Below are 26025 nucleotides of genomic sequence, written 5' to 3'. Positions count from 1 at the left end.
TTATTTAAATATCTCCACCAGCACATCTCCATTACTTCCATTACTTGTACATAGGTAAACTTTACCTGAAGTTGATACACAAATATCCCTCAACCGCCCAAAGCGGTTTTTAAAATAAGTCTGCTGGCCAATCACTCTTTTGCCATCAGCATTCAGCTTAAGCGCCCGCAAACTGGCATCCTTCAGTGAAACCATCAATAAACAATTCTTCCAGGCGGGGATCCGGTTGTTATTGTAATGGTCCAGTCCGCAAACAGCAAGGGTATTCCCGCCGCTGCTCCAGATGGGTTCCTTCACATTGGCCGACGTACAAAAAGCGCTTTCATCCGGCTGGTCGCAGTAACCATTCACATTTGGCCAGCCATAGTTTCGGCCCTTTTCAATGATGTTCACCTCATCTTCGATGGCAGGCCCGTGCTCACTGGCATACAGGATGCCGTTCACAACAACCAAACCCTGCTGGTTGCGGTGGCCATAACTCCATACCGGCGAACCGGGAAAGGGATTATCAGCCGGGATGGTTCCATCCAGGTTAAACCGCAGCACTTTGCCTGAAACAGACAACGTATTTTGCGCATTTCTTTGAACGGTGGCATCGCCGGTGGTCATAAAAAGTTTGGGGTCGGCGCCTGTTATCAAAAGCCGGGAGCCGTTGTGAAAATGGGCTGCGGGTATATTCTCAAGAATTGTTTTTACCGGCCGTATATTCCCATTCTCGTATTTCATCTGCACCAGCTTCTCTGAATAATCTCCGCGGCCTTTGTAATTATACACCACGTAGAACAATCCATTGTGTAAAAAATCCGGGTGCTGTACCATGCCCAGCAAACCACCTTCACCCCGGCTTACCACTTCGGCAATGGATGCTGAAAAGACCGTGGCACCTGTTTTGGGGTCCAGTTTGCTGATCTTCCCTCCCCGTTCGGTCATCCAGATATGATCGTCCTTGCCCCAGCGTATTTCCCAGGGATGATCCAGCCCGCCCTTAATTATCCGTACCGAATCCGGGGGAGCATCAACCGAAGTATTCGTACCGGGGGCAGAATTACAACTGCTGCCTGAGTAAACAAAAATGATCAATAATAAAAGGTACTTATGCATGATATAATATGTTGATGGAAGCTACGGTTTTTTGCCAAACCCCGCCAAACCATTTGACGAGTGGGTGGTATTTATTGTTGAACCACATAAAAGCATAGAGCACATAGAAATACAATACCTATGTTTCCTATGTCCTATGTGGTTCAATTATCACGAAAATGCCGGGAATAAACCTGTCCGTAGTACCTTTGCGGCATGACCGCAGTAAAGAACATACGCACCCTCAGCCTGCCCGAATTGAAGGAATATTTTGAGTCCATTGGTGACAAAAAATTCAGGGCCATACAGACCTATGAATGGATATGGAAGAAGAATGCCCAGAGTTTTGACGATATGAGCAACCTGTCCAGGGAACTGAGGCAGAAATTGGCAGAGAATTTTTCATTGCCCGCCATTACGGTGGATACCAGCCAGGTAAGCAGCGACGGAACGGTGAAGTCGAGATTTAAAACCTTTGACGGGCATTTTGTGGAAGGGGTGCTGATCCCTACGGAAAAAAGGCAAACGGCCTGTGTGTCTTCCCAGATCGGCTGCAGCCTGAGTTGTAAATTTTGCGCCACCGGTTATATGGACCGCAAACGTAACCTGAACTTTGACGAGATCTATGACCAGGTGGCATTGCTGAACCAGCAAAGTGAAAAAGTGTACGGGACCAAACTCACCAATATCGTTTTCATGGGCATGGGAGAGCCATTGCTGAATTATAAGAATGTGTTGCAGGCAATAGACCGGATCACTGCCAACGACGGTATGGGCATGAGCCCGAAAAGGATCACCGTATCAACAGCAGGTGTTGCCAAACAGATCAGGCAATTGGGTGATGATAAGGTACGGTTCAACCTCGCCCTTTCTCTGCACGCTGCCAGCGATAAAAAAAGGGATGCCATCATGCCCATCAACGAAAGCAATAGTATTGAAGTGCTGATCGAAGCGCTGAATTATTTTTATGAGCAGACAAAGAATGACATCACCCTGGAATACATTCTGTTCAAAGACGTAAATGATTCCATTGAAGACGCCAATGACCTGATAAAGATCTACCGGCAGATCCCCACGCACCTCATCAACGTGATCGAATACAACCCGATCGATAATGCCTCCTTCATGAAACCCGATGAAGATAAGACACAGCAGTTTACCGACTACCTGGCCAAACACCGGGTGAATGTACGCCTGCGCAGGAGCCGGGGCAAGGATATTGATGCCGCCTGCGGCCAACTGGCAAATAAAAAATAGTGTGTTTTAAAAAATCACCCCACCTGGAAAAGCGGGGTGATCATAAAACAAAACTAAGCGTATGAGAAAATTATTTCCTGCTGTTTGAGATGACAAATATCTATCCCAGGCCGGCCATTACCTAAGGATAATCACCCAAAACACCGGGGTAAAATCACCTTTTAATACCTGCATTAAACCTTGCGCGGGTTATTTGGTCTGTGTATGCATAAAAAGACCCCGGATAAAATACACTATAAAACCCTGAACTGAGAGGCGTTTCTATACCGGGAACGCTTTCTTTTTGCCACTTGCCGATGGGTAGGCATTAAAAGTTTATCTTTGCCACTCACTACTGTTGAAATAACAGCAAAACACTTTCACACATGAGCCAGTCGCCATTTCAGAAATTTGCATCAAAAAAGAAAAACAGCGTTGTAAAGGAAGAATTCCGCCAGGAAAAGAAAAAATACCGCAAGGAGCGTAATGCATTTTTTGAAAAGAAGAAGGAAGAAGAATACCAGGCCAGGCAGGCAAAGAAAAAAGGAATGGCTCCTGCAGCGGCCAATTCAGCCAAAGGAAGATCACCTGTTATAGCCGGCGATGAAAAGCCTGTAAGATCACCAAAATCAGCACACCCGCCTGCCGGAAAGACGGGCACAAAGTCAGCAAAAGCAACAGCGGCCAATGACAATGCCCCCACCGGCATCATGCCCCTGAATAAATACCTGGCACATTGCGGGGTATGTTCCAGGAGGGATGCTGTTGCACTGATAAATGCAGGCAAAGTAAAAGTGAACGGGGTAGTTGCCACGGAGCCTGGCTACAAGGTCCAGGAAAAAGACGAGGTGTTTTACAACGGCAAAAAACTGTTTGTTACCAGGAACCTGGTTTACATCCTGCTGAATAAACCAAAAGATTATATCACCACCACCGATGATCCGCAAGGAAGAAAAACGGTATTGCAGTTAATTAAAAATGCCACCACGGAAAGGGTATATCCCATCGGAAGGCTGGACCGGAACACGTCGGGTGTTTTACTGCTCACCAATGATGGCGACCTTACCCAAAAATTATCCCACCCCAGCTACGAGATAAAAAAGATCTACGAAGTAAAATTAGACAAGCCGCTTGCCAAAACTGATTTCGACAAAATTGTAAAGGGACTGAAATTAGAAGACGGGGAAATTCATATTGACAGCCTGGCGTATGCTGACAGCAAGGATAAATCCATCATTGGCATTGAACTGCACAGCGGCCGCAACCGCATTGTGCGCCGAATATTTGAACACCTGGGCTATGATGTGAAAGGGCTGGACCGGGTGATGTATGCCAACCTCACCAAAAAAAATGTAGAACGAAGCAAGTGGCGTTACCTGAGTGAAAAAGAGATCAGGCTCCTCAAATACATGAATGCCTCCAAAAAGAAATAAGCAGTGAAAAAATTACGACCCGAGGTCATTTTTGAGAATGATTCCTTTATTGCCATCAATAAACCGGCCGGCCTTTTATCCATCCCCGACCGGATGCAGAGCGAACCTTCCCTCAAGGATATGCTGCTGGAAAAATACGGGAGCATCTTTACTGTTCACCGGCTGGATAAAGATACCAGCGGCATCATCTTATTTGCAAAGTCGGAAGCGGCTCATAAATATTTCTCCCGGCTGTTTGAAGAGCGGAAGATTGAAAAGTATTACCAGGGCCTGGTGACTGGCTGCCCTTCACAAAAAAAAGGGACCCTGGATGCCCCCATCAGTGAGCACCCCACCCAAAAAGGGTTGATGGTGGTTCACCGCAATGGCAAACCATCCATAACCGATTACGAGGTTTTGGAAGACCTTAAACAGTTTTCGCTTGTACAATTCCAATTACATACCGGCCGTACCCACCAGATAAGGGTGCATTGCAGGAACATGGGCCATCCCCTTGCCTGTGATGAACTGTATGGCGATGGTAAACCCATCCTGCTTTCTTCCATAAAAAAGAAATTTAAACTCAGCAGGCATGACGAAGAAGAAAGGCCCATGCTGAACAGGCTGGCACTGCATTCTTACCGGCTGAAGTTTACGGATACCGACGGAAAACTGATCGACCTGGAGGCTGAACTTCCAAAAGATATACGGGCATTAATTCAGCAATTGAAAAAAATCCTGTAAGGGTTTAAGACCTTACAACTATCTGCGGCAACTACATAGCTGCCGGGTTGCTTAAGCGCCCCGGCAGTAGAATGATCAATCAATGTTGGGTTGCGGGGTGTAACGCAAATAAGGCTTCACAATTTCCAGTCCCTTAGGGAATTTTTTAACAGCGTCGTCGGTACTCACATTGAGTGCTACAATTACTTTTTCGCCTTCAGTCCAGTTAGCGGGTGTAGCCACGCTGTAGTTCGCAGTAAGCTGTAATGAATCAACCACCCGCAATACTTCTACGAAATTCCTGCCGGTAGACGCCGGATATGTAATGATCAGTTTAACGGTTTTATCAGGGCCAATGATCACCAACGAACGGACGGTTGCCGTTGCCGATGCATTGGGATGAATGAAATCATATAATTCAGAAACCTTTTTATCATCGTCGGCAATGATCGGGAATTCCACATGGCAATGCTGTGTTTCATTAATATCGCTGATCCAGCTCAGGTGCTTATCTACCGGGTCAACACTTAACGCCAGCACTTTTACATTGCGTTTGGCAAATTCTTCTTTCAATAAAGCAGTGCGCCCGAGTTCGGTAGTACAAACCGGTGTATAATCAGCCGGGTGCGAAAATAAAATCCCCCATGAATCGCCTAAGTATTCATAAAAATCAATTTCCCCTAAAGATGTTTTTGCTTTAAAATTGGGAGCAATATCCCCTAATCGTAAACTCATAATGATAAAATTTTTAAGTGTGTAAGAGTCTGTAAAATTACAACCTTATTTCCTGTTAGAAGAAGCGCGGGTAAGTGAATTTTTTCCAAAACGTTTTTTAACATTATCGATGGCTTTATACAGACCCGATTTCCGTTCCACGTCATCAAACAAATTGGTTTGAATAGCATCGTTGGTCAGTTCACTCAGGCGTACACCCAGCAGCCTTACCGGCTCGCCCTTCCTGTATAGCTTGTCAAATAATTCCTTAACCACCGGGATGATCTCATCATCGGCACAGGTATACGGAACAGTGGTCTGGCGGGAAGTGGTCTCAAAGTCGTGGTACCGGATCTTAACGGCCACACAACCGGCCACCTTACCATCCTGCCTCAGCTCGAACGCAATTTTTTCGGTAAGCCTTACCAGTTCGCTTTTCAGAAAACCGATGTCGGTCTTGTTCTCATTAAAGGTATTTTCTGAAGAAACAGATTTTGCCTCATGGTACTGGCTCACTTCACCGTTGTGTATGCCCTGGCTTTTGTACCAGAGATCGATGCCCCACTTGCCAAGCCGTTCTTCCAGTTCTTCCTGGGTTCTTTCGCTTACATCTTTAATGGTGAATATACCCATTGATCTCAGGATCTCATACGTGTGGTCACCCACCCCGGGATCTTATTGACCGCCAATGGCGCCAGAAATTCTTTTCCTTTCCGAACGGTATCTGGAGATAGCCATTGGGTTTGGCCTCGTTGGTAGCAATTTTGGCCATCATTTTATTACTGGCCAGGCCAAATGATATGGGCAAACGTGTTTCTTCGATGATCTGCTGCCGCAGGTCAATAGTCCATTGCAGGGGCTTGAAGAATTTTTCCATGCCGCTCAGGTCAATATAGAATTCATCCACCGATGCTTTTTCAAAGAGCGGCGCTTTGGATGCGATGATCTGGGTGACCCAGCGGCTGTACCTGCTGTATTCTCCCCTTGAACTGTTGGATACGATGAGATGCGGACAAAGCTGCAATGCTTTTTTAGATGGCATCCCGGAATGAATGCCGAACTTCCTTGCCTCATAACTGCAGGCGGCCACCACCCCTCTCTCCCTTCCGCCAACGATCACCGGCTTGCCTTTCAATGAAGGATCATTCAATATCTCCACCGAAACAAAAAAGGAGTCAAGATCAAAATGTGCTATGATGCGGCGGGGTTCTTTCATAAACCTATAAGGTTTATTTTCTGTCTTTTGAATTAAATTCCCTGTAAAATAAAGCCACTTATAAGTTTAATCGTCTCAGCAAACCTTATAGGTTTGGTTTTATCATCGATAAATATCCAGCAGGCCATCCGGAAGCGTAACATATACTTTCCTGTTCTTCTTGTCCACTTTGTCAAGGCTTTCTCCATGGATGGGTATCAATGCTTCCTTTCCTTCGATCAATACAGTACATAATACCTGGTGTGGCTGTTCGATCACTTCTGTTATCTCCCCGATCACATTGTCTTCGTCGTCGATCATGGTAAAACCAAGCAAAGAAATGGGCGATGATCTTGCGGCAAATTTTTTAAAGTCCGTTTCCGCCAGCCAAACCTCTTTGGGTGTAAGTTTACGGGCAGCTTCCATAATATCCACCCCTTCCAGTTTTATCACGGTTTCATTTTCACTGCGGATCTTTGCCGACTGGATGAAGTAAGGAATAAAGCTGTCTTTTTTTTCTTCCAGGAATATGGCTTCCAGTCCCTTGAGGGAGGTTTTTGATCCCAGGCTGTGCTGCAGGACCAGTTCACCTTTTAACCCGGTGCTGGCCGCCAGTTTTCCTATTTTATAATACTTTGTCATGAATGATGCAAGTTACGAGATTCTGGATACGGGATACAGGATACAGGATACGGGATACAGGATACAGGATACGGGATACGGGATCTGGATCCTGTATCTGGCATCTGGCATCTTACATCCTGTATCTTCCAAAAAAAAAGTCCCGGTATAGAACCAGGACTTAAAAGAATTTTTCAACAGAGGTATTTTATTCTTCTGTTTTAGTTTCTTCAGACGGCGCTTCAACTGATTCAGGAGCGGGGGCCTCTGTTTTAGCAGCAACCTTTTTTACAACGGGTTTGTCACGGCGGTCAGTACGGGCTTTTTTATGAGCCCCCTGGCGCTTGGCAACATGTGCCTCATGTTCGCTGGTCCATTTGGTGAATTTTTCCATTGCGGCAGCTTCATCAAATAAGCCGAGGCCAACACCACGAAGAAGGTGTTTCAGGTATAACACTCCTTTGAAAGAAAGGATTCGGCGTACAGTATCGGTGGGTTGAGCACCTTTTTGCAGCCAGTCCAATGCTTTCTGACGATCGATCTGGATAGTAGCCGGAACGGTCAGCGGATTGTACGTACCTAATTTTTGAATGAATTTACCGTCGCGTGGGCTTCTGCCATCTGCTACAACGATGAAGTAAAAGGGTCTTTTTTTTGAGCCATGCCTTTGCAGTCTCATTTTTACAGCCATAAATAGAAATTTTTGGTTGTTATAAAATAGGGTTTGTCCCTAAAAAGGGACAACGAAGATAATATGCGGAAGGTGAACTGCCAAATTATTGAAAAGCTTTGCAGTACCGTCGTTCAGATATTAAGAAATGTCTAATATTTCAACAGGAAATAACGGGTTCATTACCCCTCATTTGACGAAATATCTGATCAAATCATCATCTTTTCCCCACCATGCCCGGCATGCGGCCCATGGGCATTTTGTTCATCATCTTCATCATCCCTTTCATCTGCTCAAATTGCTTTAAAAAAGCATTCAGTTCGGCAATGTCCTTGCCGGCACCTTTGGCAATGCGTGCCTTGCGGCCGGGGTTGATGATGTCGGGATTCCTGCGTTCCTGCAGGGTCATGGAATTGATCATGGCTTCAATGCCTTTGAAGGAATCGTCGTTTACGTCCAGGTCTTTCACCTGTTTGCCTACGCCGGGTATCATACCCATGAGGTCTTTGAGGTTGCCCATCTTTTTTATCTGCTGCAACTGGGTCTTAAAATCCTCGAAGTCGAACTGGTTCTTGCGTATCTTCTTTTCCAGTTTCTTTGCTTCTGCTTCATCAAACTGCTCCTGCGCTTTTTCCACCAGGCTCACAATATCGCCCATGCCCAGGATACGTTGAGCCATACGCTCCGGATAGAATACATCCAGTGTATCCATCTTCTCGCCGCTGCTGGCAAACTTGATGGGTTTGTTTACGGTGTACTTGATAGAAAGTGCAGCACCACCCCTTGTATCACCATCCAGTTTGGTCAGCACCACACCGCTGAAATCAAGGCGCTCGTTGAAAGCCGCTGCCGTGTTCACCGCATCCTGGCCCGTCATGCTATCCACTACAAATAAGATCTCCTGCGGGTTTACAGCGGCTTTTATATCAGCCACTTCGGTCATCATCACTTCATCTACCGCCAGGCGGCCGGCTGTATCGATGATGATCACATTCTTATTTTTCGACCTTGCTTCCTTTATTGCATTCTGAACAATGGATACCGCATCTTTATTTTCCCGCTCGCTGTAAACAGCCACATCGATCTGTCCGCCCAATACTTCCAGCTGGTCGATCGCCGCAGGGCGGTAAATGTCTGCCGCTACCAGCAAAGGTGATTTACCCTTTTTGGTTTTAAGATAGTTAGCCAGCTTGCCACTGAAAGTTGTTTTACCACTACCCTGTAAACCGGCAACCAAAATGATGGCCGGGTTACCACTGATGTTGAATTCACTTTCCGAGCCGCCCATCAGTTCCGTCAGTTCGTCCTGCACGATCTTCACCATTTGCTGGCCCGGACTTACCGCCGTAAGCACTTTTTCACCCAACGCTTTTTCCTTTATCCGGTCGGTGAAATCTTTGGCAATTTTATAGTTCACGTCCGCATCCACCAGTGCCCGGCGGATGTCTTTTACCGTATTGGCAATATTGAGTTCATTGATCCGGGCCTGGCCTTTTATATTCTTGAAGGCTGCTTCTAACTTTTCACTTAACGAATTGAACATAATAACTGACTTTTAAAAAGGAGTGCAAAAATAAGGAATTGGGCTTGCCATCCGAAACTTTAGTACAGGATGGGGCTGCTACCTGCAACTTGTCTTGCCCCGGGGCAGCGTCGCATAAAATCAACGGAAAATGGCTGAAAACAGCAGTTCTTTATGAATAACTTTGCCCGGGATCATACCATATTTATTCAACATGTCATTTCCTTCCGTTTATATAACCCAGCGGTTTTCCGCCATCAGGCAAAACCTGCATGCGTATGCAGCGGAGAAAAAACAGGAGCAGATCCATTGGCTGCGGGTTGATATTAAAAAGATCCGGGCATTGCTTTCTTTCCTGAACAAAATGGATGATACGGAAAAACTTCCCAAAAAGATACTCCGGCGGTTATTCAACGATGCCGGCATCTTAAGGGAGAACCATATTAATACGGGCATCATTAAAACAGTGTCCTGCCCGGGCAAACTGCTTACCGGGCTTTCAGAAAAACAGAAACTGCTGGAAACTCAATTCATAGATAATATCTCCCGGTACCTGGCAGGCGTTAAAAGGGCTGAAAAGAAACTCAGGCTTCCCCATCACAAATTAAAAAAGAAGGAACTGAAAAAGTATTTTATCGCCCAGGTCAGTAATGCAGAAAACCTTTTTAATGACCGGGGGGATAAAAAAAATATTCACCGCTTCCGGATCAGGATCAAGAAAATGATGTACCTGTATCATGCACTTCCGGCCGGGCTTCAAAAAAGTACCGGGCTGAATGCTGCGTACCTTGATAAACTGCAAACCGTTGCCGGTAAATGGCACGACAGTTTTATGGCCGTACGGTTTCTTGAAAACAATGACCTTGGTCCGGCGGCATACATTAAAAAGCTGAAACAGCAGGAAAGCCGGCAGTTAGATCTGCTGGTAAAAGCCTGTAAAAACTTCACGCAAAGGATCTTCACCTCAAATTGACGGGTTAAGACCGTTTCTGTAGTTAATTTGCATGACCAATTATGCAGCTGCACCGATCCCCGGGTTATAAAATGATCACACACTGGCTTTCACAAAACCAGCGGCAGCCTTTTGCATTCCAGGAGCAGACCTGGCAGCAGATCATGGAGAACAAAAGCGGCCTGGTGAATGCACCCACCGGCTGCGGCAAGACCTATTCGGTGTTCCTGGGCGCCCTTATCGGGTTCATCAATCAGCATCCCGAGAATTATCAAACTAAAAAAAACAACGGCCTGCAGTTAGTATGGATAACACCACTCCGGGCACTGGCAAAGGATATTGGACGGGCCATGGAAGAAGTGGTTGAACAATTGAACATGCAGTGGAAAGTGGGCATCCGCAACGGTGATACAGAACTAAAAGAACGGGAAAAACAGAAAAAGCAAATGCCCGAAGTGCTCATCATCACACCGGAGAGCCTGCATTTGCTGCTGGCGCAGAAAAACAATCCTGCTTATTTTTCTTCATTAAAAATAATTGCAGTTGATGAGTGGCACGAACTGATGGGAGGAAAAAGAGGCGTGCAAGTGGAGTTAGCTATCAGCAGGATAATAAATGTTCAATATTCAATGAACAATGCTCCATGTTCAGTTTGGGGAATATCTGCCACGATCGGAAATTTGGATGAAGCAAGAGAAGTGCTGTTACATCCCGTAAAAGTTTCACAAAAAAGCAGGGGCTTACAAGTCCCCTCCTTTGGAGGGGATTTAGGGGAGGTTGGGGGTTGGGGTGAGGTAATAAAAGCAAACCTCCAAAAACAAACAATAATCCAATCCATCTTCCCGGATGAAATAGAAAAATATCCCTGGGCCGGGCACCTGGGAATAAAGCTGGTGGATAAGATCATTCCCATCATTCACCAGAGTAAGACAACACTGATTTTTATTAACACAAGAGGCATGACGGAGATGTGGTACCAGGCATTGCTGAATGCAGCGCCTGAACTGGCCGGTGCCATTGCACTGCATCATGGCAGCATTGAACAGGCCTTACGGCTTTGGGTGGAAGAAAACCTGCATTCCGGGAAATTAAAAGCCGTAGTATGTACCGCCAGCCTTGACCTGGGAGTTGACTTCCGCCCGGTGGAAACGGTGATACAGGTGGGCTCTCCCAAAGGCGTGGCAAGATTCTTACAACGGGCCGGCCGGAGCGGCCATAGTCCGGATGCGGTGAGCAATATCTACTTTTTACCCACCCATAGTTTAGAGTTGGTGGAAGCTGCGGCTTTAAAAAAAGCTGTGGAAGAAAATTTTATCGAGAGCAAACCACCCATGCTGTTGTGTTATGACGTGCTGATACAATATCTGTGTACCCTGGCTGTTGGAGACGGTTTTTATCCGGACCCCGTTTTTGAAGAAATAAAAAGCACTTTCTGTTTTAGTGAGATGACCAAAGATGAATTCCTGGAAATACTGCTGCACATTACTGCCGGTGGTAAGGCCTTGAATCAATATGATGAATACAAGAAAGTAGAAGTGATGCCGGATGGGCTGCATAAGATCAACGGCCGCCGCATTGCCATGCGCCACCGCATGCACATCGGCACCATCGTAAGTGACGCCATGCTGAAAGTAAAATTCATGGGTGGCGGCTATATCGGCATGATCGAAGAATGGTTCATCTCGCGGCTGGACCCGGGTGATTCATTTACCATTGCGGGAAGAAACCTGGAACTGGTGATGATAAAGGATATGACCGTGCTGGTAAAAAGATCAACGTCTAAAAAAAGCATCATCCCAAGCTGGATGGGGGGAAGAATGAGCCTGAGCAGCAACATGGGTAAAAAACTACGGCAGGCGCTTGATACGAGCCAAAAGAAAAACAAGGTAGAAGAACTGCAGGTCTTAAAACCCTTATTCAAACTACAGAATGAACTCAGTCGTGTACCAAAAGAGAATGAACTGCTGATCGAACATATTGAGACCAAAGATGGCTTTCACCTGTTCGTATATCCGTTTGAAGGCCGGTTGGTGCATGAAGCCATGGCGGCCATCCTGGCTTACCGCATCAGCCGCATCATGCCCGTCACTTTTTCCTTTGCCATGAATGATTATGGTTTTGAACTGCTGAGTGACCAGCCCATCCCGGTTGACGACAGCAACGTGTATGAACTGTTCAGCGAGGAAAATCTATTTGAGGACATACAGAAAAGTGTGAACAGCACCGAAATGGCAAAACGCAAGTTCCGGGATATTGCCGTCATTGGCGGGTTGATATTCCAGGGCATGCCGGGTGAGAAACAAAAGGCAAGGCACCTGCAATCTTCCGCATCCTTGCTGTTCAAAGTATTCGCAGAGTATGAACCCAATAATATCCTGTTGAAACAGGCTTACACGGAAGTATTTGACCAGCAGATGGAAGAAGCAAGGCTGCGGGATATGCTGCAGCGGATACAGAAAAGCAATATTGTGATCACCTGGCCGCAGCAATTAACCCCATTTTGTTTCCCGTTAAAGGTTGACAGTTTGCGGGAGAACATGAGCTCAGAACAATTAGAAGACAGGGTGAAACGAATGCAGGTACAATTGGAAGGCGAATCTTAAATAACCGCCTTCGACAAGCTCAGGCTGACAGCTTTTGTTTTTTCTGTCATGCTGAGTTGGTCAAAGCAGGTAAAAAAAACAAAAGCGACAAAGAAATTAATGCCGGCATTTATAAAACATACTATCCACAACAATGATCTTATCCTTCACAGCAACCGTACGGTTTTTTGGGAGCAGGAGAAGGCATTGATATTATCCGACCTGCACATTGGCAAGACAGGCCATTTCCGAAAGAGCGGCATTCCCATCCCTCCTTCGGTTACCAAAGAAGATATGCAGCGGCTGGTAGACAGTATCCAGTTCTTCAAACCAAAACAACTGATCATTGTAGGCGACCTGTTTCACAGCATTGAGAATAAAGAACACGACTGGTTCTTAAAATGGCGGAATGATTTCCCGCATGTTGATTTCCTGCTGGTAAAAGGAAATCATGATATCATTGCCGGCGAGTGGTACAGGAATGCAGGCATTGAAGTGGCCCTGCAGCTTTGGCAAAAAAATGATTTCATCTTTGTGCATCACATTGAAGACCTGGCAGAAGCTGAACTGAAGAACAATTATTGCTTCAGCGGGCATATCCACCCGGCGGTAAGCATCAGGGGATTGGGTAAACAGTCCCTACGCTTTCCCTGCTTTTATTTTACAGAAAACTATGCCGTACTGCCTGCCTTTGGAAAATTTACCGGAACATACCTGGTAGAACCATCAAAAAAAGAAAAGCCTTTGCGGTTGTTAACAACAGCGTGATAGCCGTTTAGTCCATCACCGGTTTTATTAAATACTGAATGCCGTATCTACGATCTGTGCCTGTTCCTTTGCATGTATCTTACTGAACCCGGTTGCCGTGGCGGCACCTGGCTGGCGGCTGATGATATAGAAATTGATGTTCTTCAGGTTCATCCGTAAGAAAGTGGCGGCACCCATGTTCAGCGGCTCTTCCTGCACCCAGTACCAGATGGCCTTGCTGTATTTCTTATACAGGGCATCTAGTTGCTTTTGCGGTAACGGATGTACCTGTTCCATCCGTACAATGGCTACGTCATTCCGGTTTTCTTTCTGCTTACGCTCTGCCAGGTCAAAATAAATTTTTCCGCTGCAAAGCAACACCTTCTTTACCGATGCGGCATCGCCTGCGCTGCTGTCGTCCAGCACTTCTTTGAATCCCCCATTGGTAAATTCATTCATGGTGCTGTAACTACCAATATGGCGCAGGTTGGCCTTTGGAGAGAAATTAACCAACGGCTTGCGGAAAGGCCATGCCAGTTGCCGTCTCAACAGATGGAAAAAGTTGGCAGCAGTAGTAACATTGGTCACCACGAAATTCAGTTCGGCACACATTTGTAAAAAGCGCTCCATACGGGCACTGCTGTGCTCGGGCCCCTGCCCTTCGTACCCATGTGGTAATAACATTACAACGCCATTCATCCGTTGCCACTTGGTTTCGGCTGCAGCAATGAACTGATCAACGATGGTTTGTGCACCGTTGCAGAAATCCCCGAACTGTGCTTCCCATATTACCAGGGCATTTGGATTCGCCATGGAATATCCATATTCAAAGCCCAGCACCGCGTATTCACTCAACAGCGAATTATAAATGCGGAAGGGAGATTGTGTTTCGGTAAAATGATTCAGCCGGTTGTAGCCCTTATTCGTATTCTCATCATAGATCACCGCATGGCGGTGACTGAATGTGCCACGCTTAACATCCTGCCCGCTCATGCGTACATCTTTGCCTTCCACCAGCAAACTGCCATAAGCCATCAGCTCTGCGGTAGCCCAATCCACTTTCTTTTCATCATGGAACAGCTTCAGTTTATCCTGGATCAGTTTTTCCACTTTACGAAGCGGCTTAAAATCGGCCGGCCATTTCATCATGCCCTCAAAAAGCTGTTGAAACATTTCAGTCCCGATCGCCGTTACAGGAGAAGCATCAAAATCATCTGACGTTGCCTTACGCAAACTTTTCCAGACCAATTCCGGTGGCTGGTAGGTATACGGCAGCGGGTTTTGTTTCACTTCATCCAGGCGTTCCTGCAGGTCGGCCAGGAATTTCTGTTCCATTTCCCTGGCCAGGGCCTGTGCTTCCGGCTCCCCGTTCTGCATTAAGAACTGTGTATAGACCTCTCTTGGGTTCAGGTGTTTTTCAATAATCGCATACAATTGCGGCTGGGTGAATTTGGGTTCATCGCCTTCATTATGACCATGCCGGCGGTAGCAAACCATGTCAATGAAAATGTCGCTGTTGAATTGCTGGCGGTATAAGGTTGCTATCTGGCTTGCTTTTACCACGGCTTCTGCATCATCGCCATTAACATGAAGTACCGGCGCCTGTACCATGGCAGCAATGCTTGTACAATAATCGGCGGTTCTTGCATCATCAAAATCTGTCGTGAACCCGATCTGGTTGTTGATCACGAAATGGATCGTTCCGCCGGTATAATATCCTTTCAGCCCGCTCATCTGCAGCACTTCATACACTACTCCCTGCCCGGCAACCGATGCGTCGCCATGGATAAGGATGGGAAGTATCTTATCGTAATCGCTGTTGTATAGAATATCCGCCTTGCTTCTTGCAAAACCGATCACCACCGGGTCAACGGCTTCCAGGTGTGATGGGTTGGGGCTGAGTTTTAAATGTATCTTTTTACCATCCGCCGTTTCCACATCACTGCCAAAACCCAGGTGATATTTCACATCACCACTGCCCATGGTCGTATCGGGCAGGCTGGAGCCTTCGAATTCACTGAATATCTGTTCATAGGTCTTTCCCATGATGTTGGCCAGTACATTCAGCCTTCCCCGGTGTGCCATGCCGATCACTACTTCTTCCACATTATTATTGGCGGAAGTATTGATGATCGCATCCAATGCAGCAATGGCTGTTTCCCCCCCTTCCAGTGAAAATCTTTTCTGCCCGATGTATTTTGTATGCAGGAACTTTTCAAACATCACTCCTTCATTGAGTTTCTGGAGAATGCGTTTTTTCTGGGTGAGCAGAACCGGTTCCAGCATTGTTTTTTCAATAGCTTTAGTGAGCCAGTCTGTCTTTTCCTTATCCGCTACATATTTGAATTCAACTCCCAGATGCCCGGTATAACATTTTTTTAAATGGGCGATGATATTTCGCAGGCTTGTCGTTCCCAGGCCGATCAATTCGCCTGCATGAAAAGATCTGTCCAGGTCTGCCTCGGTAAAACCAAAGTACGAAGGCTCCAGGTTGGCGCCCCGGTCTTTCCGTTTGCGGATCGGGTTGGTATCAGCCAATAAATGGCCCTTGTTCCGGTATCGCAATATCATGCGGTAAGCCCTGATCTCCTGCATCCAGTCTACCCCGGCAGCCGTACCATTACCCGTAGTGGCCTTTCCATTTACTGCAGCCCCATGGGTAACGGCAAAGTCGAAGCCCTCGAAAAATTTACGCATATCCGCATCCACGCTGTTGGGGTCCTTTACAAAATCATTATATAAACCTTCGATATAGCCGGGATGGGAACTGGTGATGTACTGGAAATCCTTCATGGTGATCAGAAAATTTGATGTAGTTACCTGCTCAAAAACAGGCTGCAAATATCGGTTAATTATGCGGTTTGTGCGGTGGAATTATCCAGCATTTTTGCGCACAACATGGCTACTATTCCGCTCAGCAGAACATAGCCGGAAAAATAATAGAAGCCGGGTTCCAGGATTGCCTTCGTGTTCTGCATGGCATTGGCGCCCAGGAATGCAACAAAGATGCTGATGGCAAAAACATCGGCCATGGCCCATTTACTGATGGCGCTTACCAGGTGCCGCCATTTGATATTGTGGTTCTTAACCAATATGATGTAGTAAAGAAGGGCAGATTTCAGGACCGGGATGATGATGCCAAATACAAAGATCAGGACAAAAGGCCAGTAGCTTTTGTCGCTCCAAAGCTTTTGCAGCATGCCCAGCACACTGCGTTTCTCGTTGAAAAGGTTGACCCTGGCAAAAAACTGAACGGAAATATCGATCTGGAGGACGTCAAGTACCCAGCCAAACCCCAGCAATACCAGTGATCCGGTATGTAAAACCAGTAAAAGATACCTGTTCATAAGCCGATTTTAGGTCAAATTAATGAAATAGGCGGCTGATTTAAAAATTATTGATGACCCGGTCCTGAATTTTACATGGATTCCCCTATCTTTGCAGCCCAAAAAATAAATGTAAATGGCAAACCATTCAGCTACCAAGAAAGATGTACGTCAGAGCAAAAAGCGTAACGAACGTAACCGTTATTACGGTAAAACCACCCGTAACGCCATCCGTGATTTAAAAGCTGCCGATAAAAAGACCGCAACCGGTGAACTCCCTAAAGTTGCTTCCATGATCGATAAACTGGCCAAGCGTGGTACCATCCACAAGAACAAAGCTGCCAATCTAAAGAGCAAACTGGCCAGGCGAGTGAATGCGCAGGCAAAATAAAAGTTTACTCATTCCATATGATTCAGGCCCGTCAATTATACTATTGACGGGCTTTTTGTTGATAAATTATTAATGCTGGCAGGGGGTTAATTCTTAAATTTGCTGTCCTATTACAAAATGCTTTATGCTTAAAAAAAGTACCGGCCTTCTCTCTTTTTTGCTGCTGGCTGTTATCAGTTTTTCTCAAACGAACCCCACACCACAAACGCTGCCATTTAATATTACCAGTCATACCGGCAATATTCCTCCTGCCGGAGTTGCCCTGCATCGTTTTGGCACAACGGCGGGGGCTATTCCCACAACCAGGACACTTATCCCGGGCAATGCAGATCTCCCCTATAATGCAACCATAAATTCAGGTGGCTGGAGGGATGAGGGACCCAACGGTTTGAGTGTGCTGGCATCTGGCAGCCAGTCGGCAGGTGCATGGGTGATCTCTGTAAATACGACCGGGAAGACGAATATTGAAGTGCAGTGGACCGCCCGTTTGATATTGCAGCAGACGGCCTGGGATGTTAATGTTGCTTTGCAATACCGGCTTGGAACCACGGGTAATTTTATTGATATCGGAACCACTTCCACATACAGCAGTACCGGGCAGGTAGCCGGTCACTCTTTGGCTTTTACAGAAAACTTACCTGTAGCAGCAGAGAATCAGCCCGAAGTTCAGATCAGGTGGGTCTATTGGGCAACGGCGGGCGGATCCGGGTCAAGAGACCGGATCGCCATAGACGATATCAGTATTGGCGGGGGTGCTGCCCCCTGCACGGAGCCGGCCAGCCAGCCTTCCAATCTGGTTTTAACACCTACGCCTACAACTGTGAGCGGAACATTTGATGCCGCCATTCCGGCTGCAAACGAATACCTGATCGTTCGAAGTACTGCTGCTACGTTAGCTTCACCGCCTGCTGACGGAACGTTTTATACAACCGGGGATCCTTTGGGCGGCGGAGTTGTTGTTTCCAGCACAACCTCCACTTCTTTTACCGACATTAATTTAATCCCTGCAACTACTTATTACTATTTTGTCTTTGCTCATAATAATGAGAATTGCAGTGCTGCTCCGAATTATCTCCAGCTAAATCCATTAACGGGAAGTATTGCCACTCCCGCACTACCGCCCTGCACCACACCGTCTTCTGCACCCACTAATTTAGTGCTCACTCCAAGCGTTATTTCAGTAAGCGGGAGTTTCACGGCTGCTGCCGGCGCCAACAGGTACCTGGTAGTAAGAAGCTTAAATGCAAGCCTGGCTGCAACCCCTGTTGATGGAACGACCTATACAGCCGGCCAGGCATTTGGCGGAGGTACTGTAGTGACTTATACCTCAGCAACAAGTTTCTCATCATTTGGATTAACAGCCGGAACGCTCTATTATTTCTTTGTTTTTTCTGCCAACGGGGATTGCAGCGGCGAACCATTTTATAACATAACGCCTCTTACCGGAAGTACCACAACCCTCAGTGGCAATGGTATTCCCCCCGGTTATTATGATGCGGCCAATGCCCTAACCTGCGCACCGCTGAAAACGGCTTTATTCAATATCATTTCAGCAAATTATACCCAGTTAAGTTATACACCCGGTGTCTGGAATGCCTATCAAACCACCGACCTGCACCGGAATGATGCCAACAATGCGGATATCATCTGGGATATGTACAGCGACAACCCGGTGGGCCCGGAACCCTATACGTATACCTTCAGCGTTGATCAATGCGGTACGTATAATTCGGAAAGCGATTGTTATAACAGGGAACATTCCTTTCCCTCGTCGTGGTTCAATGATGCCTATCCGATGTATTCAGACATCAATCATTTATTTCCCACCGACGGATATGTGAATAACCGGAGGGGAAATCAGCCTTATGGAGAGGTAAGCGCCCCTACCTGGACATCTCAAAATGGCGGCAAGCTGGGACCAAATACTTTCCCGGGTTTCAGCGGAGTTGTTTTTGAACCAAGAAATGAATACAAGGGCGACCTGGCGAGAGCGCATTTATACATGGCAACAAGATACCAGAACCTGGTGGCAGGATGGCAAAACAACGGGAATGCCAATGATGTACTGAATGGTACTGCCTATCCCTCCTTTGATGACTGGGATATTAAGCTGATGTACAAGTGGCATACAAATGACCCGGTAAGTCAAAAGGAGATCGACCGGAACAATGCGGTGTATGCAATTCAGGGAAACCGGAATCCGTTCATTGATCATCCCGAATTTGTTTATATGATATGGCAATGCACCGGCTTATTGCCCGTAACCATTACTGACTTTACCGCACAAAAAAATAATGGATCCGTATTTTTAAAATGGTATGCCACTTATGAGACCAATTTCAAACAGTTTGAAGTTGAAAGAAGTGTTGACGGTTCCTTGTTTCATAAGATCGGTTCTGTAAAAGGCAGGAACCTGGCAGATTATTCTTTCATTGATAATAGTATGCCAGCTGCAGCCATTGTTTACTACCGCTTAAAAATGGTTGACATCGACGGCAAGTACAGTTACAGCAAAACCATTCCTGTCCGCCTGAATGGGAACTTTTCCAATGCGTTGGTTTATCCCAATCCTGCAAAAGGCAACCTGGTCATCCGGTTATCCAGCCCGCTGACAGAAGCAGGCAGTTTATCCGTTACTGACCTTTCCGGCAGAATTCTTATGCAGCAACAGGTAACCGTGTCACAATCATCTGTTGACCTTGATGTAAGCAGACTTCCTGCAGGCAGGTACTTTATCCGCATCAGCAACCATACTGAACTGATACGACAGTCTTTCGTGATCATTAAATAATTCTGATCGCCTGACCGGGCCGGCTGCAATAATGCAGCCGGTTCTTTATTTTTACGAACGGCAATTCACTGACCTGAAATTATTGTAGCTTGAAAAAAATTAACCTGCATGAGAAAGCTCATCATTCTTTCCTTCTTCATTTCCTTTTTCTCGCAAATAAATGCCCAGCAGTGCCCCTTTGAAAAAAGCAATGGCACCGAGAGCGCTACTTATTTTGAGGCCATTGAATGGTATAAAGATCTGGACAAGGCTTCCACACAGGTACTTGTGAAGGAAATGGGAATGACCGATGCAGGCTATCCCCTGCACCTGGTATTGGTAAGTAATGACGGGAAGTTCGATGCCGCACAATGGCATAAGCAAAACAAAGCAGTCATTCTGATCAACAACGGCATTCATCCCGGGGAGCCGGATGGCATTGATGCCAGCATGATGCTGGTAAGGGACATCGTTTCAAAAAAAATAAATCTGCCGGATAATGTTGCCCTGGCCCTGATACCGGTTTACAATATCGGCGGTTGCCTTAACCGGAATTCCTATTCCCGGGCAAATCAGAATGGACCGTTGGAATATGGTTTCCGTGGCAATGCACAAAACCTTGACCTGAACAGGGATTTCACCAAATGCGACAGTAAAGAAGCAAGATCATTTGCACAGACCTTTCATGGGCTGGATCCCGATATATTAATTGATAACCACGTAAGCGACGGTGCAGATTACCAGCACACCATGACCTTATTGACCACGCAGTATGATAAACTGGGAGCTGACCTGGGCGGATGGCTGAAAGATGATTTTGAACCGCAGTTGTACAAAGGCATGGCCGAAAAGAACTGGGATATGGTTCCCTATGTAAGTTTTGAAACCGCCAGTCCAGACAGGGGGATGGTCATGTTCTTCGATCCGCCGCGTTATTCATCGGGGTATGCTGCGTTGTTTCAAACCATCGGGTTTGTTCCGGAAACACACATGCTTAAACCATTTAAAGACCGCGTGCTTTCCACCTATGCTTTTATGCAAACCGTACTGGAAAGATCATCAGCCAACGCAACCGGGTTGATTGCACAACGCAAAAAAGCAAAAGCAGAAGTCATAAAAACAAAATCATGGCCGTTCAAATGGACGGTGGATACTTCAAAATATTCCTTTGTTGGTTTTAAAGGATATGAACAGGCGTTCAAACCCAGTGATGCCACCGGTGTTAACAGGATGTATTACGACCGCAGCAAACCTTTTACCAAACAGGTCAGGTTCTTCAACGCATTCAATCCCGCTGATTTTATAAACAGGCCGGATGCCTATATCATACCGCAGGGATGGAGCGCTGTGGTGGACCTGCTTAAACTCAATAACGTGACCGTTAAGCAATTCCCCAGGGATACGGTCATAGAAGTAGAAGCATACAGGATCGAGGATTACAGATCCGCTCCCCGTCCTTATGAAAAACATCATAAGAATTCGGCTGTGAAAACATCTGTTAAAAAGCAGAAGATAAAATTCCTTAAGGGAGATTATCTTATTCCCCTGGATCAACCGGCAAACCGTTATCTGGTTGAGATGCTGGAACCCACCGGTGATGACAGTTTCTTTGCCTGGAATTTTTTTGATGCCATCCTGCAGCAAAAAGAAGGATACAGTGATTACCGGTGGGATGACCTGGCTGCCGAAGTATTGAAAAATGATCCGGCCCTCAAAACCAGGCTGGAAGAGAAAAAAGCGGCAGATCCAAAATTTGCCGCCAATGGTTCTGCCCAATTAGACTTCATATATAAAAATTCGCCCTATTACGAACCGGGGCATAACAGGTACCCGGTGTACAGGCTGAATTGATAGTAGGGTTAGAAATGTGGCCATATGTATTGAAGACGAAGGGATTGCAACGCCACTGAAGCCAAATTGAAATACCGGGGTTGGTACCAAAAAAGCTTCATTTTTAATTCATTAATTCTTCATTTTTAATTGATAAAGTCCTACCTTTGCTGCCCGTTCAAAAAACGGTTATTAAACAACATTTTTAACAAAAAATCAATCAGGGAAATGAACAACTACGAATTGATGGTGATTTTTACCCCTGTGCTGTCTGACGAAGAATTTAAAGCCGCTCAGAAAAAATATGCCGACCTCGTTACAGAAAACGGAGGTGAGGTATTGCACTTGAATCCCTGGGGACTAAAATCGCTGGCCTATCCCATTGCCAAAAAAACAACCGGTTTGTATTGGGTAATGGAGTATAAAGCGCCATCCAGCTTCAATGAAAAGTTGAAAATTCAACTTTTACGTGACGAATCACAGATGCGTCACATGTTCACTGCACTCGACAAATACGCCGTTGAGTACAATGTAAAAAAGAGAAGTGGCGTAAAACATTCTGAACCAGAAAAAGCGGAGGCATAATCATGGCAAAAAATGAAATAAAATATCTTACTGCCATCAAGCAGGAGAAACGCCCGAAGAAATACTGCCGCTTTAAGAAAATGGGTATCCACTATATCGATTATAAGGATGCAGAATTTCTGAAAAAATTCATCAACGAACAAGGCAGACTGCTGCCACGCCGCATTACCGGGAACTCGCTTAAGTTCCAGCGTAAAGTAGGCGATGCCGTAAAAAAAGCCCGTCAAATGGCTATTTTACCATACGTTACGGATCTTTTAAAATAATTTTTTTAACCACCCTAACCTTTAAATAGAGAAAGTCTCGCCTTTGGCGAGATTGGGTAAAAATGCAAAACGATGCAGGTAATATTAATACAGGATGTAAACAATTTAGGTGGCGTTAACGAATTGGTTACTGTTAAGAATGGTTACGGTCGTAATTATCTTATTCCCCAGAAATTCGCTGTTGAAGCCAGTCCTTCCAACATTAAAATGATGGAAGAAAAAAAGAAGCAACAGGCTAAAAAAGAAGCCAAATTATTGGCGGAATTAAACAGCGTGATATCTGTTTTAAAAGAAGGAGCACTGAAGATCGGTGCAAAAACCGGTACCAGTGGGAAGATATTTGGCAGCGTAACCTCTGTTCAGATCGCACGGGCGATCAAAGACCAGAAAGGATACGAGATCGACCGCCGCCGCATTTCGATCATTGATGAAGTGAAAGAATTGGGTACCTACAAGGCAAAAATTGATTTCGGGAACGGAAACGAAGCAGAAGTTGATTTTGAAGTGGTAGCCGAGTGAGTCATCCGAACAAATAGTAAAAAAGCCTGTCTTCACCAGGCTTTTTTTATTGCCCCGCAGGTAAAAATGTCCTATATTAATATATTTTCCGTGGCAAAAAGTGCTGTTATTCAGATAACTGTATCGATCCCCACGGTTAACCGGTTTAAAAGTTAAAAATTAATTTCATTAATCAGAAAAGCCCCCTATCTTTATAGCGATTAATGGTTTTAGTTTTTTGCTATTGGCTGAAGTAGCTTTATTAGAAGTCAGGTTCAGTTCATTGTTACAACTAAGTCATTATAGTATTATTATATTTATTTATCAAAAAGTTTTACAATGAACATTTATGTTGGAAATCTGAGTTGGTCAATGACTGATGATGATTTAATGAACCTATTCACACAGTACGGCAGTGTTACCAGTGCAAAAATCCTCAAAGACAAAATGAATGGCCGCAGTAAAGGCTTTGGTTTTGTTGAAATGGAAGACAATGAAGCAGCAAAAGCTGCTATTGCCAACCTGAACGAAACAGAAGTACAGGGCAGGAAACTGATCGTTAACGAATCACAGCCAAGGCCCCAGGGCGAAGGCGGTGGTGGCGGCTACAAGAAACGCAGCGGCGGCGGCGGTTACGGTGGCGGAAGCCGTGGCGGTGGCGGTTATGGTGGTGGAAACCGCGGCGGCGGTGGTGGTGGTTACAACAGGGATTATTAATTCATACAAATAACCTCATTTTTAAAATCCTTTCGGTCACCCCGGAAGGATTTTTATTTTGAATCAATAAATTTGGATGGCTGAAACTATATTGCACCCTTAGATCATTAACGTATGGGAAAAGGAAGGTTAGAAGCATTCAGTGATGGAGTACTTGCCATCATTATCACCATCATGGTACTGGAAATGAAAGTTCCGCATGGCAGCGAGCTGGCAGCATTGAAACCGCTGCTTCCGGTATTCATCAGTTATGTGCTCAGCTTCATATACCTGGGTATATACTGGAACAACCATCATCACTTAATGCATATAGTACATAAAGTAACAGGTACGGTGCTCTGGTCAAACATCCATCTCTTATTCTGGCTTTCACTCATTCCGTTCACCACTGCCTGGATGGGTGAGAATAACTTCAGTTTCTGGCCGGTGGTGCTGTATGGTGTTGTATTGCTGATGGCTGCGATCGCTTACTATATTTTAGCGCATTGCCTTACCAATGTACATGGAAAAGATTCTGCCCTGGCGCAGGCCTTAGGTAAAGACCGAAAGGGAATCATCTCTATAATCCTCTACGCACTGGGAATTGGCTTTTCTTTTCTGAACTCATGGATCGGATTTTCACTTTATGTTGCAGTGGCTGTTATATGGTTCATCCCGGATAAAAGAATAGAGAATAATATGAATAAGTAACCCAAAATTCGTTCTTTCTACTGCAACATCAGCCGGTTCTCTCCGGGACAAATCAAATTCCGAAGTAATCCTCCGATCTGCATTCCTTGTTCATTATTCATTCTTCAAATCCTCAAAATAAATAAGCACCCCTTTTCCAGAAAGGCTTTAAATGAACCTGCCGGCAGGCAGGTATGGCAGTTACCGGATTTTATCCGATAACTTTCGGGCTCCCGCATTGTTGTGCAATACCATCGGCCACCACCGGCGGGTTAACTTCTCTGTGATTTTACCCACATACATAAAATAAAAAAGCCTTCCAGAATTAACTGAAAGGCTCTTTAAATGAATATGGCAGCTACCTACTCTCCCGCATTGTTGTGCAGTACCATCGGCCATGAGGGGCTTAACTTCTCTGTTCGGTATGGGAAGAGGTGAACACCCTCGGCAAAACCACCATAAGATCTTAATCATGTTGAATGTTGTATGCTATATATTGAATGAGACTTTCATTTAACATTCGGCATTTATCATTCACCATAACAATAAGGTGACATATTGGGATAAGAAGTTTAACAGAGTAATTGATTATGATTATTGTGTCTTCCTTCTCCCCTTTAGGGGATGGGGGAAACAAAATAAAAAATAAAGCTTACGGGCAATTAGTACTACTCGGCTTTGATGTTACCACCTTTACACCTGTAGCCTATCAACGTCATAGTCTCTGACGACCCTTAAAAGTAAACTCATCTTAAGGAAGGTTTCACGCTTAGATGCTTTCAGCGTTTATCCTGGCCACACATAGCTACTCTGCACTGCACCTGGCGGCACAACAGATACACCAGCGGTGTGTACGACCCGGTCCTCTCGTACTAAGGTCATGTCCTTTCAATTTACTAGCGCCCATCACAGATAGGGACCGAACTGTCTTGCGACGTTCTGAACCCAGTTCACGTGCCACTTTAATCGGCGAACAGCCGAACCCTTGGGACCTTCTCCAGCCCCAGGATGTGACGAACCGACATCGAGGTGCCAAACCTCCCCGTCGATATGAGCTCTTGGGGGAGATCAGCCTGTTATCCCCAGAGTACCTTTTATCCTTTGAGCGACGGCCCTTCCATACAGAACCGCCGGATCACTTTAGCCGACTTTCGTCCCTGCTCGACTTGTAAGTCTCACAGTCAAGCTCCCTTATACTAATACGCTCTATGTACGATTACCAACCGTACTGAGGGAACCTTTGCAAGCCTCCGTTACACTTTAGGAGGCGACCACCCCAGTCAAACTACCCACCATGCACTGTTTCCCATTCGGGATTAGATTCTAAATGTTTAAAGGTTGGTATTTCAACAACGACTCCATGATGCCTGGCGACACCACTTCAAAGTCTCCCAACTATCCTACACATCAAAAATTCAAAATCAATGCAAAGTTGTAGTGAAGGTTCATGGGGTCTTTCCGTCCCGTGACGGGTAACCGGCATCTTCACCGATACTACAATTTCACCGGGCTCGTGGAG

Annotated in this window: 21 protein-coding genes, 2 rRNA genes and 1 pseudogene (1 of these 24 running past the window's edge); 14 read left to right on the top strand and 10 right to left on the bottom strand. The window is 45.7% G+C overall.

Annotated features, from left to right (window positions below; all coding sequences use genetic code 11):
- Positions 1-1101 carry a PQQ-dependent sugar dehydrogenase gene (locus IPJ02_13125; protein MBK7376455.1) on the bottom strand — a complete coding sequence of 367 codons (1101 nt, stop codon included), beginning with the start codon at positions 1099-1101 and terminating at the stop codon, positions 1-3.
- A gap of 195 nt (positions 1102-1296) precedes the next feature.
- Between IPJ02_13125 and rlmN the strand changes: the two genes are divergently transcribed.
- The 3 genes from rlmN to IPJ02_13110 all read left to right on the top strand — a co-directional run bounded on the left by rlmN (position 1297) and on the right by IPJ02_13110 (position 4472).
- Positions 1297-2337, top strand: coding sequence for a 23S rRNA (adenine(2503)-C(2))-methyltransferase RlmN (gene rlmN, locus IPJ02_13120; GenBank protein ID MBK7376454.1), 1041 nt, complete (start codon positions 1297-1299; stop codon positions 2335-2337).
- Between the two features lie 365 nt (positions 2338-2702).
- On the top strand, positions 2703-3749 hold the full coding sequence (locus IPJ02_13115) for an rRNA pseudouridine synthase (GenBank protein ID MBK7376453.1): 1047 nt from the start codon (positions 2703-2705) through the stop codon (positions 3747-3749).
- 3 nt (positions 3750-3752) lie between these two features.
- Positions 3753-4472 carry an RNA pseudouridine synthase gene (locus IPJ02_13110; GenBank protein MBK7376452.1) on the top strand — a complete coding sequence of 240 codons (720 nt, stop codon included), beginning with the start codon at positions 3753-3755 and terminating at the stop codon, positions 4470-4472.
- A 75-nt stretch (positions 4473-4547) separates the two neighbouring features.
- Here the strand turns inward: IPJ02_13110 and IPJ02_13105 are convergent, their stop codons facing one another.
- The 5 genes and pseudogenes from IPJ02_13105 to ffh form a co-directional block, all read right to left on the bottom strand.
- Positions 4548-5186: a peroxiredoxin gene (locus IPJ02_13105; protein ID MBK7376451.1), complete on the bottom strand. Its 639-nt coding sequence runs from the start codon at positions 5184-5186 to the stop codon at positions 4548-4550.
- 45 nt (positions 5187-5231) lie between these two features.
- Positions 5232-6381: pseudogene (dinB, locus tag IPJ02_13100) on the bottom strand (DNA polymerase IV).
- Between the two features lie 102 nt (positions 6382-6483).
- The gene (gene rimM, locus IPJ02_13095) at positions 6484-7002 is read right to left on the bottom strand and encodes a 16S rRNA processing protein RimM (protein ID MBK7376450.1); all 519 of its coding nucleotides are present in this window, start codon (positions 7000-7002) and stop codon (positions 6484-6486) included.
- 187 nt (positions 7003-7189) lie between these two features.
- Positions 7190-7672 (bottom strand): 30S ribosomal protein S16, encoded by a 483-nt coding sequence (rpsP, locus tag IPJ02_13090; GenBank protein MBK7376449.1) that lies wholly within the window; start codon positions 7670-7672, stop codon positions 7190-7192.
- Between the two features lie 196 nt (positions 7673-7868).
- The gene (gene ffh / locus IPJ02_13085; GenBank protein ID MBK7376448.1) at positions 7869-9194 is read right to left on the bottom strand and encodes a signal recognition particle protein; all 1326 of its coding nucleotides are present in this window, start codon (positions 9192-9194) and stop codon (positions 7869-7871) included.
- Between the two features lie 193 nt (positions 9195-9387).
- Here ffh and IPJ02_13080 point away from each other — a divergent pair, with 193 nt between their 5' ends.
- The 3 genes from IPJ02_13080 to pdeM all read left to right on the top strand — a co-directional run bounded on the left by IPJ02_13080 (position 9388) and on the right by pdeM (position 13475).
- Positions 9388-10146 carry a CHAD domain-containing protein gene (locus tag IPJ02_13080; protein ID MBK7376447.1) on the top strand — a complete coding sequence of 253 codons (759 nt, stop codon included), beginning with the start codon at positions 9388-9390 and terminating at the stop codon, positions 10144-10146.
- Between the two features lie 41 nt (positions 10147-10187).
- On the top strand, positions 10188-12728 hold the full coding sequence (locus IPJ02_13075) for a ligase-associated DNA damage response DEXH box helicase (protein ID MBK7376446.1): 2541 nt from the start codon (positions 10188-10190) through the stop codon (positions 12726-12728).
- Positions 12729-12827: 99 nt separating this feature from the next.
- Entirely contained in the window at positions 12828-13475 is a 648-nt protein-coding gene (gene pdeM, locus IPJ02_13070) for a ligase-associated DNA damage response endonuclease PdeM (protein MBK7376445.1), read from the top strand.
- Between the two features lie 27 nt (positions 13476-13502).
- Here pdeM and IPJ02_13065 read toward each other — a convergent pair whose 3' ends face one another.
- Together IPJ02_13065 and IPJ02_13060 are read right to left on the bottom strand one after the other, a co-directional pair.
- Entirely contained in the window at positions 13503-16247 is a 2745-nt protein-coding gene (locus IPJ02_13065) for a 2-oxoglutarate dehydrogenase E1 component (GenBank protein ID MBK7376444.1), read from the bottom strand.
- Positions 16248-16306: 59 nt separating this feature from the next.
- Positions 16307-16801: a paraquat-inducible protein A gene (locus IPJ02_13060; GenBank protein MBK7376443.1), complete on the bottom strand. Its 495-nt coding sequence runs from the start codon at positions 16799-16801 to the stop codon at positions 16307-16309.
- Positions 16802-16916: 115 nt separating this feature from the next.
- Between IPJ02_13060 and IPJ02_13055 the strand changes: the two genes are divergently transcribed.
- The 8 genes from IPJ02_13055 to IPJ02_13020 all read left to right on the top strand — a co-directional run bounded on the left by IPJ02_13055 (position 16917) and on the right by IPJ02_13020 (position 24527).
- A complete protein-coding gene (locus IPJ02_13055; GenBank protein ID MBK7376442.1) occupies positions 16917-17171 on the top strand; it encodes a 30S ribosomal protein S20 in 255 nt (84 codons plus the stop codon).
- Between the two features lie 124 nt (positions 17172-17295).
- Positions 17296-19962, top strand: coding sequence for an endonuclease (locus IPJ02_13050; GenBank protein MBK7376441.1), 2667 nt, complete (start codon positions 17296-17298; stop codon positions 19960-19962).
- Positions 19963-20070: 108 nt separating this feature from the next.
- Entirely contained in the window at positions 20071-21792 is a 1722-nt protein-coding gene (locus IPJ02_13045) for a M14 family metallopeptidase (protein ID MBK7376440.1), read from the top strand.
- Between the two features lie 207 nt (positions 21793-21999).
- Positions 22000-22356 carry a 30S ribosomal protein S6 gene (gene rpsF / locus IPJ02_13040; protein ID MBK7376439.1) on the top strand — a complete coding sequence of 119 codons (357 nt, stop codon included), beginning with the start codon at positions 22000-22002 and terminating at the stop codon, positions 22354-22356.
- 2 nt (positions 22357-22358) lie between these two features.
- The gene (locus IPJ02_13035) at positions 22359-22622 is read left to right on the top strand and encodes a 30S ribosomal protein S18 (protein MBK7376438.1); all 264 of its coding nucleotides are present in this window, start codon (positions 22359-22361) and stop codon (positions 22620-22622) included.
- A 72-nt stretch (positions 22623-22694) separates the two neighbouring features.
- Positions 22695-23141: a 50S ribosomal protein L9 gene (locus IPJ02_13030; GenBank protein ID MBK7376437.1), complete on the top strand. Its 447-nt coding sequence runs from the start codon at positions 22695-22697 to the stop codon at positions 23139-23141.
- A gap of 318 nt (positions 23142-23459) precedes the next feature.
- Positions 23460-23837, top strand: a complete 378-nt coding sequence (locus IPJ02_13025; GenBank protein MBK7376436.1) for an RNA-binding protein — start codon at positions 23460-23462, stop codon at positions 23835-23837.
- Positions 23838-23951: 114 nt separating this feature from the next.
- On the top strand, positions 23952-24527 hold the full coding sequence (locus tag IPJ02_13020; protein MBK7376435.1) for a DUF1211 domain-containing protein: 576 nt from the start codon (positions 23952-23954) through the stop codon (positions 24525-24527).
- Between the two features lie 328 nt (positions 24528-24855).
- Here IPJ02_13020 and rrf read toward each other — a convergent pair.
- Together rrf and IPJ02_13010 are read right to left on the bottom strand one after the other, a co-directional pair.
- Positions 24856-24967 (bottom strand): 5S ribosomal RNA (rrf, locus tag IPJ02_13015).
- Between the two features lie 181 nt (positions 24968-25148).
- A 23S ribosomal RNA gene (locus IPJ02_13010) occupies positions 25149-26025 on the bottom strand (it continues 2012 nt past the right edge of the window).

This window comes from Chitinophagaceae bacterium (assembly GCA_016710165.1).
GTDB lineage: Bacteria > Bacteroidota > Bacteroidia > Chitinophagales > Chitinophagaceae > Ferruginibacter.
This window is presented reverse-complemented; position numbering and strand designations above follow the sequence as displayed.

What these genes read in the sequence shown, in the direction of transcription:
- IPJ02_13125 (MBK7376455.1), bottom strand. Translation starts at nt 1,101, where the DNA reads ATGCATAAGTACCTTTTATTATTGATCATTTTTGTTTACTCAGGCAGC.
- rlmN (MBK7376454.1), top strand. Translation starts at nt 1,297, where the DNA reads ATGACCGCAGTAAAGAACATACGCACCCTCAGCCTGCCCGAATTGAAG.
- IPJ02_13115 (MBK7376453.1), top strand. Translation starts at nt 2,703, where the DNA reads ATGAGCCAGTCGCCATTTCAGAAATTTGCATCAAAAAAGAAAAACAGC.
- IPJ02_13105 (MBK7376451.1), bottom strand. Translation starts at nt 5,186, where the DNA reads ATGAGTTTACGATTAGGGGATATTGCTCCCAATTTTAAAGCAAAAACA.
- rimM (MBK7376450.1), bottom strand. Translation starts at nt 7,002, where the DNA reads ATGACAAAGTATTATAAAATAGGAAAACTGGCGGCCAGCACCGGGTTA.
- rpsP (MBK7376449.1), bottom strand. Translation starts at nt 7,672, where the DNA reads ATGGCTGTAAAAATGAGACTGCAAAGGCATGGCTCAAAAAAAAGACCC.
- ffh (MBK7376448.1), bottom strand. Translation starts at nt 9,194, where the DNA reads ATGTTCAATTCGTTAAGTGAAAAGTTAGAAGCAGCCTTCAAGAATATA.
- IPJ02_13080 (MBK7376447.1), top strand. Translation starts at nt 9,388, where the DNA reads ATGTCATTTCCTTCCGTTTATATAACCCAGCGGTTTTCCGCCATCAGG.
- IPJ02_13075 (MBK7376446.1), top strand. Translation starts at nt 10,188, where the DNA reads ATGCAGCTGCACCGATCCCCGGGTTATAAAATGATCACACACTGGCTT.
- pdeM (MBK7376445.1), top strand. Translation starts at nt 12,828, where the DNA reads ATGCCGGCATTTATAAAACATACTATCCACAACAATGATCTTATCCTT.
- IPJ02_13065 (MBK7376444.1), bottom strand. Translation starts at nt 16,247, where the DNA reads ATGAAGGATTTCCAGTACATCACCAGTTCCCATCCCGGCTATATCGAA.
- IPJ02_13060 (MBK7376443.1), bottom strand. Translation starts at nt 16,801, where the DNA reads ATGAACAGGTATCTTTTACTGGTTTTACATACCGGATCACTGGTATTG.
- IPJ02_13055 (MBK7376442.1), top strand. Translation starts at nt 16,917, where the DNA reads ATGGCAAACCATTCAGCTACCAAGAAAGATGTACGTCAGAGCAAAAAG.
- IPJ02_13050 (MBK7376441.1), top strand. Translation starts at nt 17,296, where the DNA reads ATGCTTAAAAAAAGTACCGGCCTTCTCTCTTTTTTGCTGCTGGCTGTT.
- IPJ02_13045 (MBK7376440.1), top strand. Translation starts at nt 20,071, where the DNA reads ATGAGAAAGCTCATCATTCTTTCCTTCTTCATTTCCTTTTTCTCGCAA.
- rpsF (MBK7376439.1), top strand. Translation starts at nt 22,000, where the DNA reads ATGAACAACTACGAATTGATGGTGATTTTTACCCCTGTGCTGTCTGAC.
- IPJ02_13035 (MBK7376438.1), top strand. Translation starts at nt 22,359, where the DNA reads ATGGCAAAAAATGAAATAAAATATCTTACTGCCATCAAGCAGGAGAAA.
- IPJ02_13030 (MBK7376437.1), top strand. Translation starts at nt 22,695, where the DNA reads ATGCAGGTAATATTAATACAGGATGTAAACAATTTAGGTGGCGTTAAC.
- IPJ02_13025 (MBK7376436.1), top strand. Translation starts at nt 23,460, where the DNA reads ATGAACATTTATGTTGGAAATCTGAGTTGGTCAATGACTGATGATGAT.
- IPJ02_13020 (MBK7376435.1), top strand. Translation starts at nt 23,952, where the DNA reads ATGGGAAAAGGAAGGTTAGAAGCATTCAGTGATGGAGTACTTGCCATC.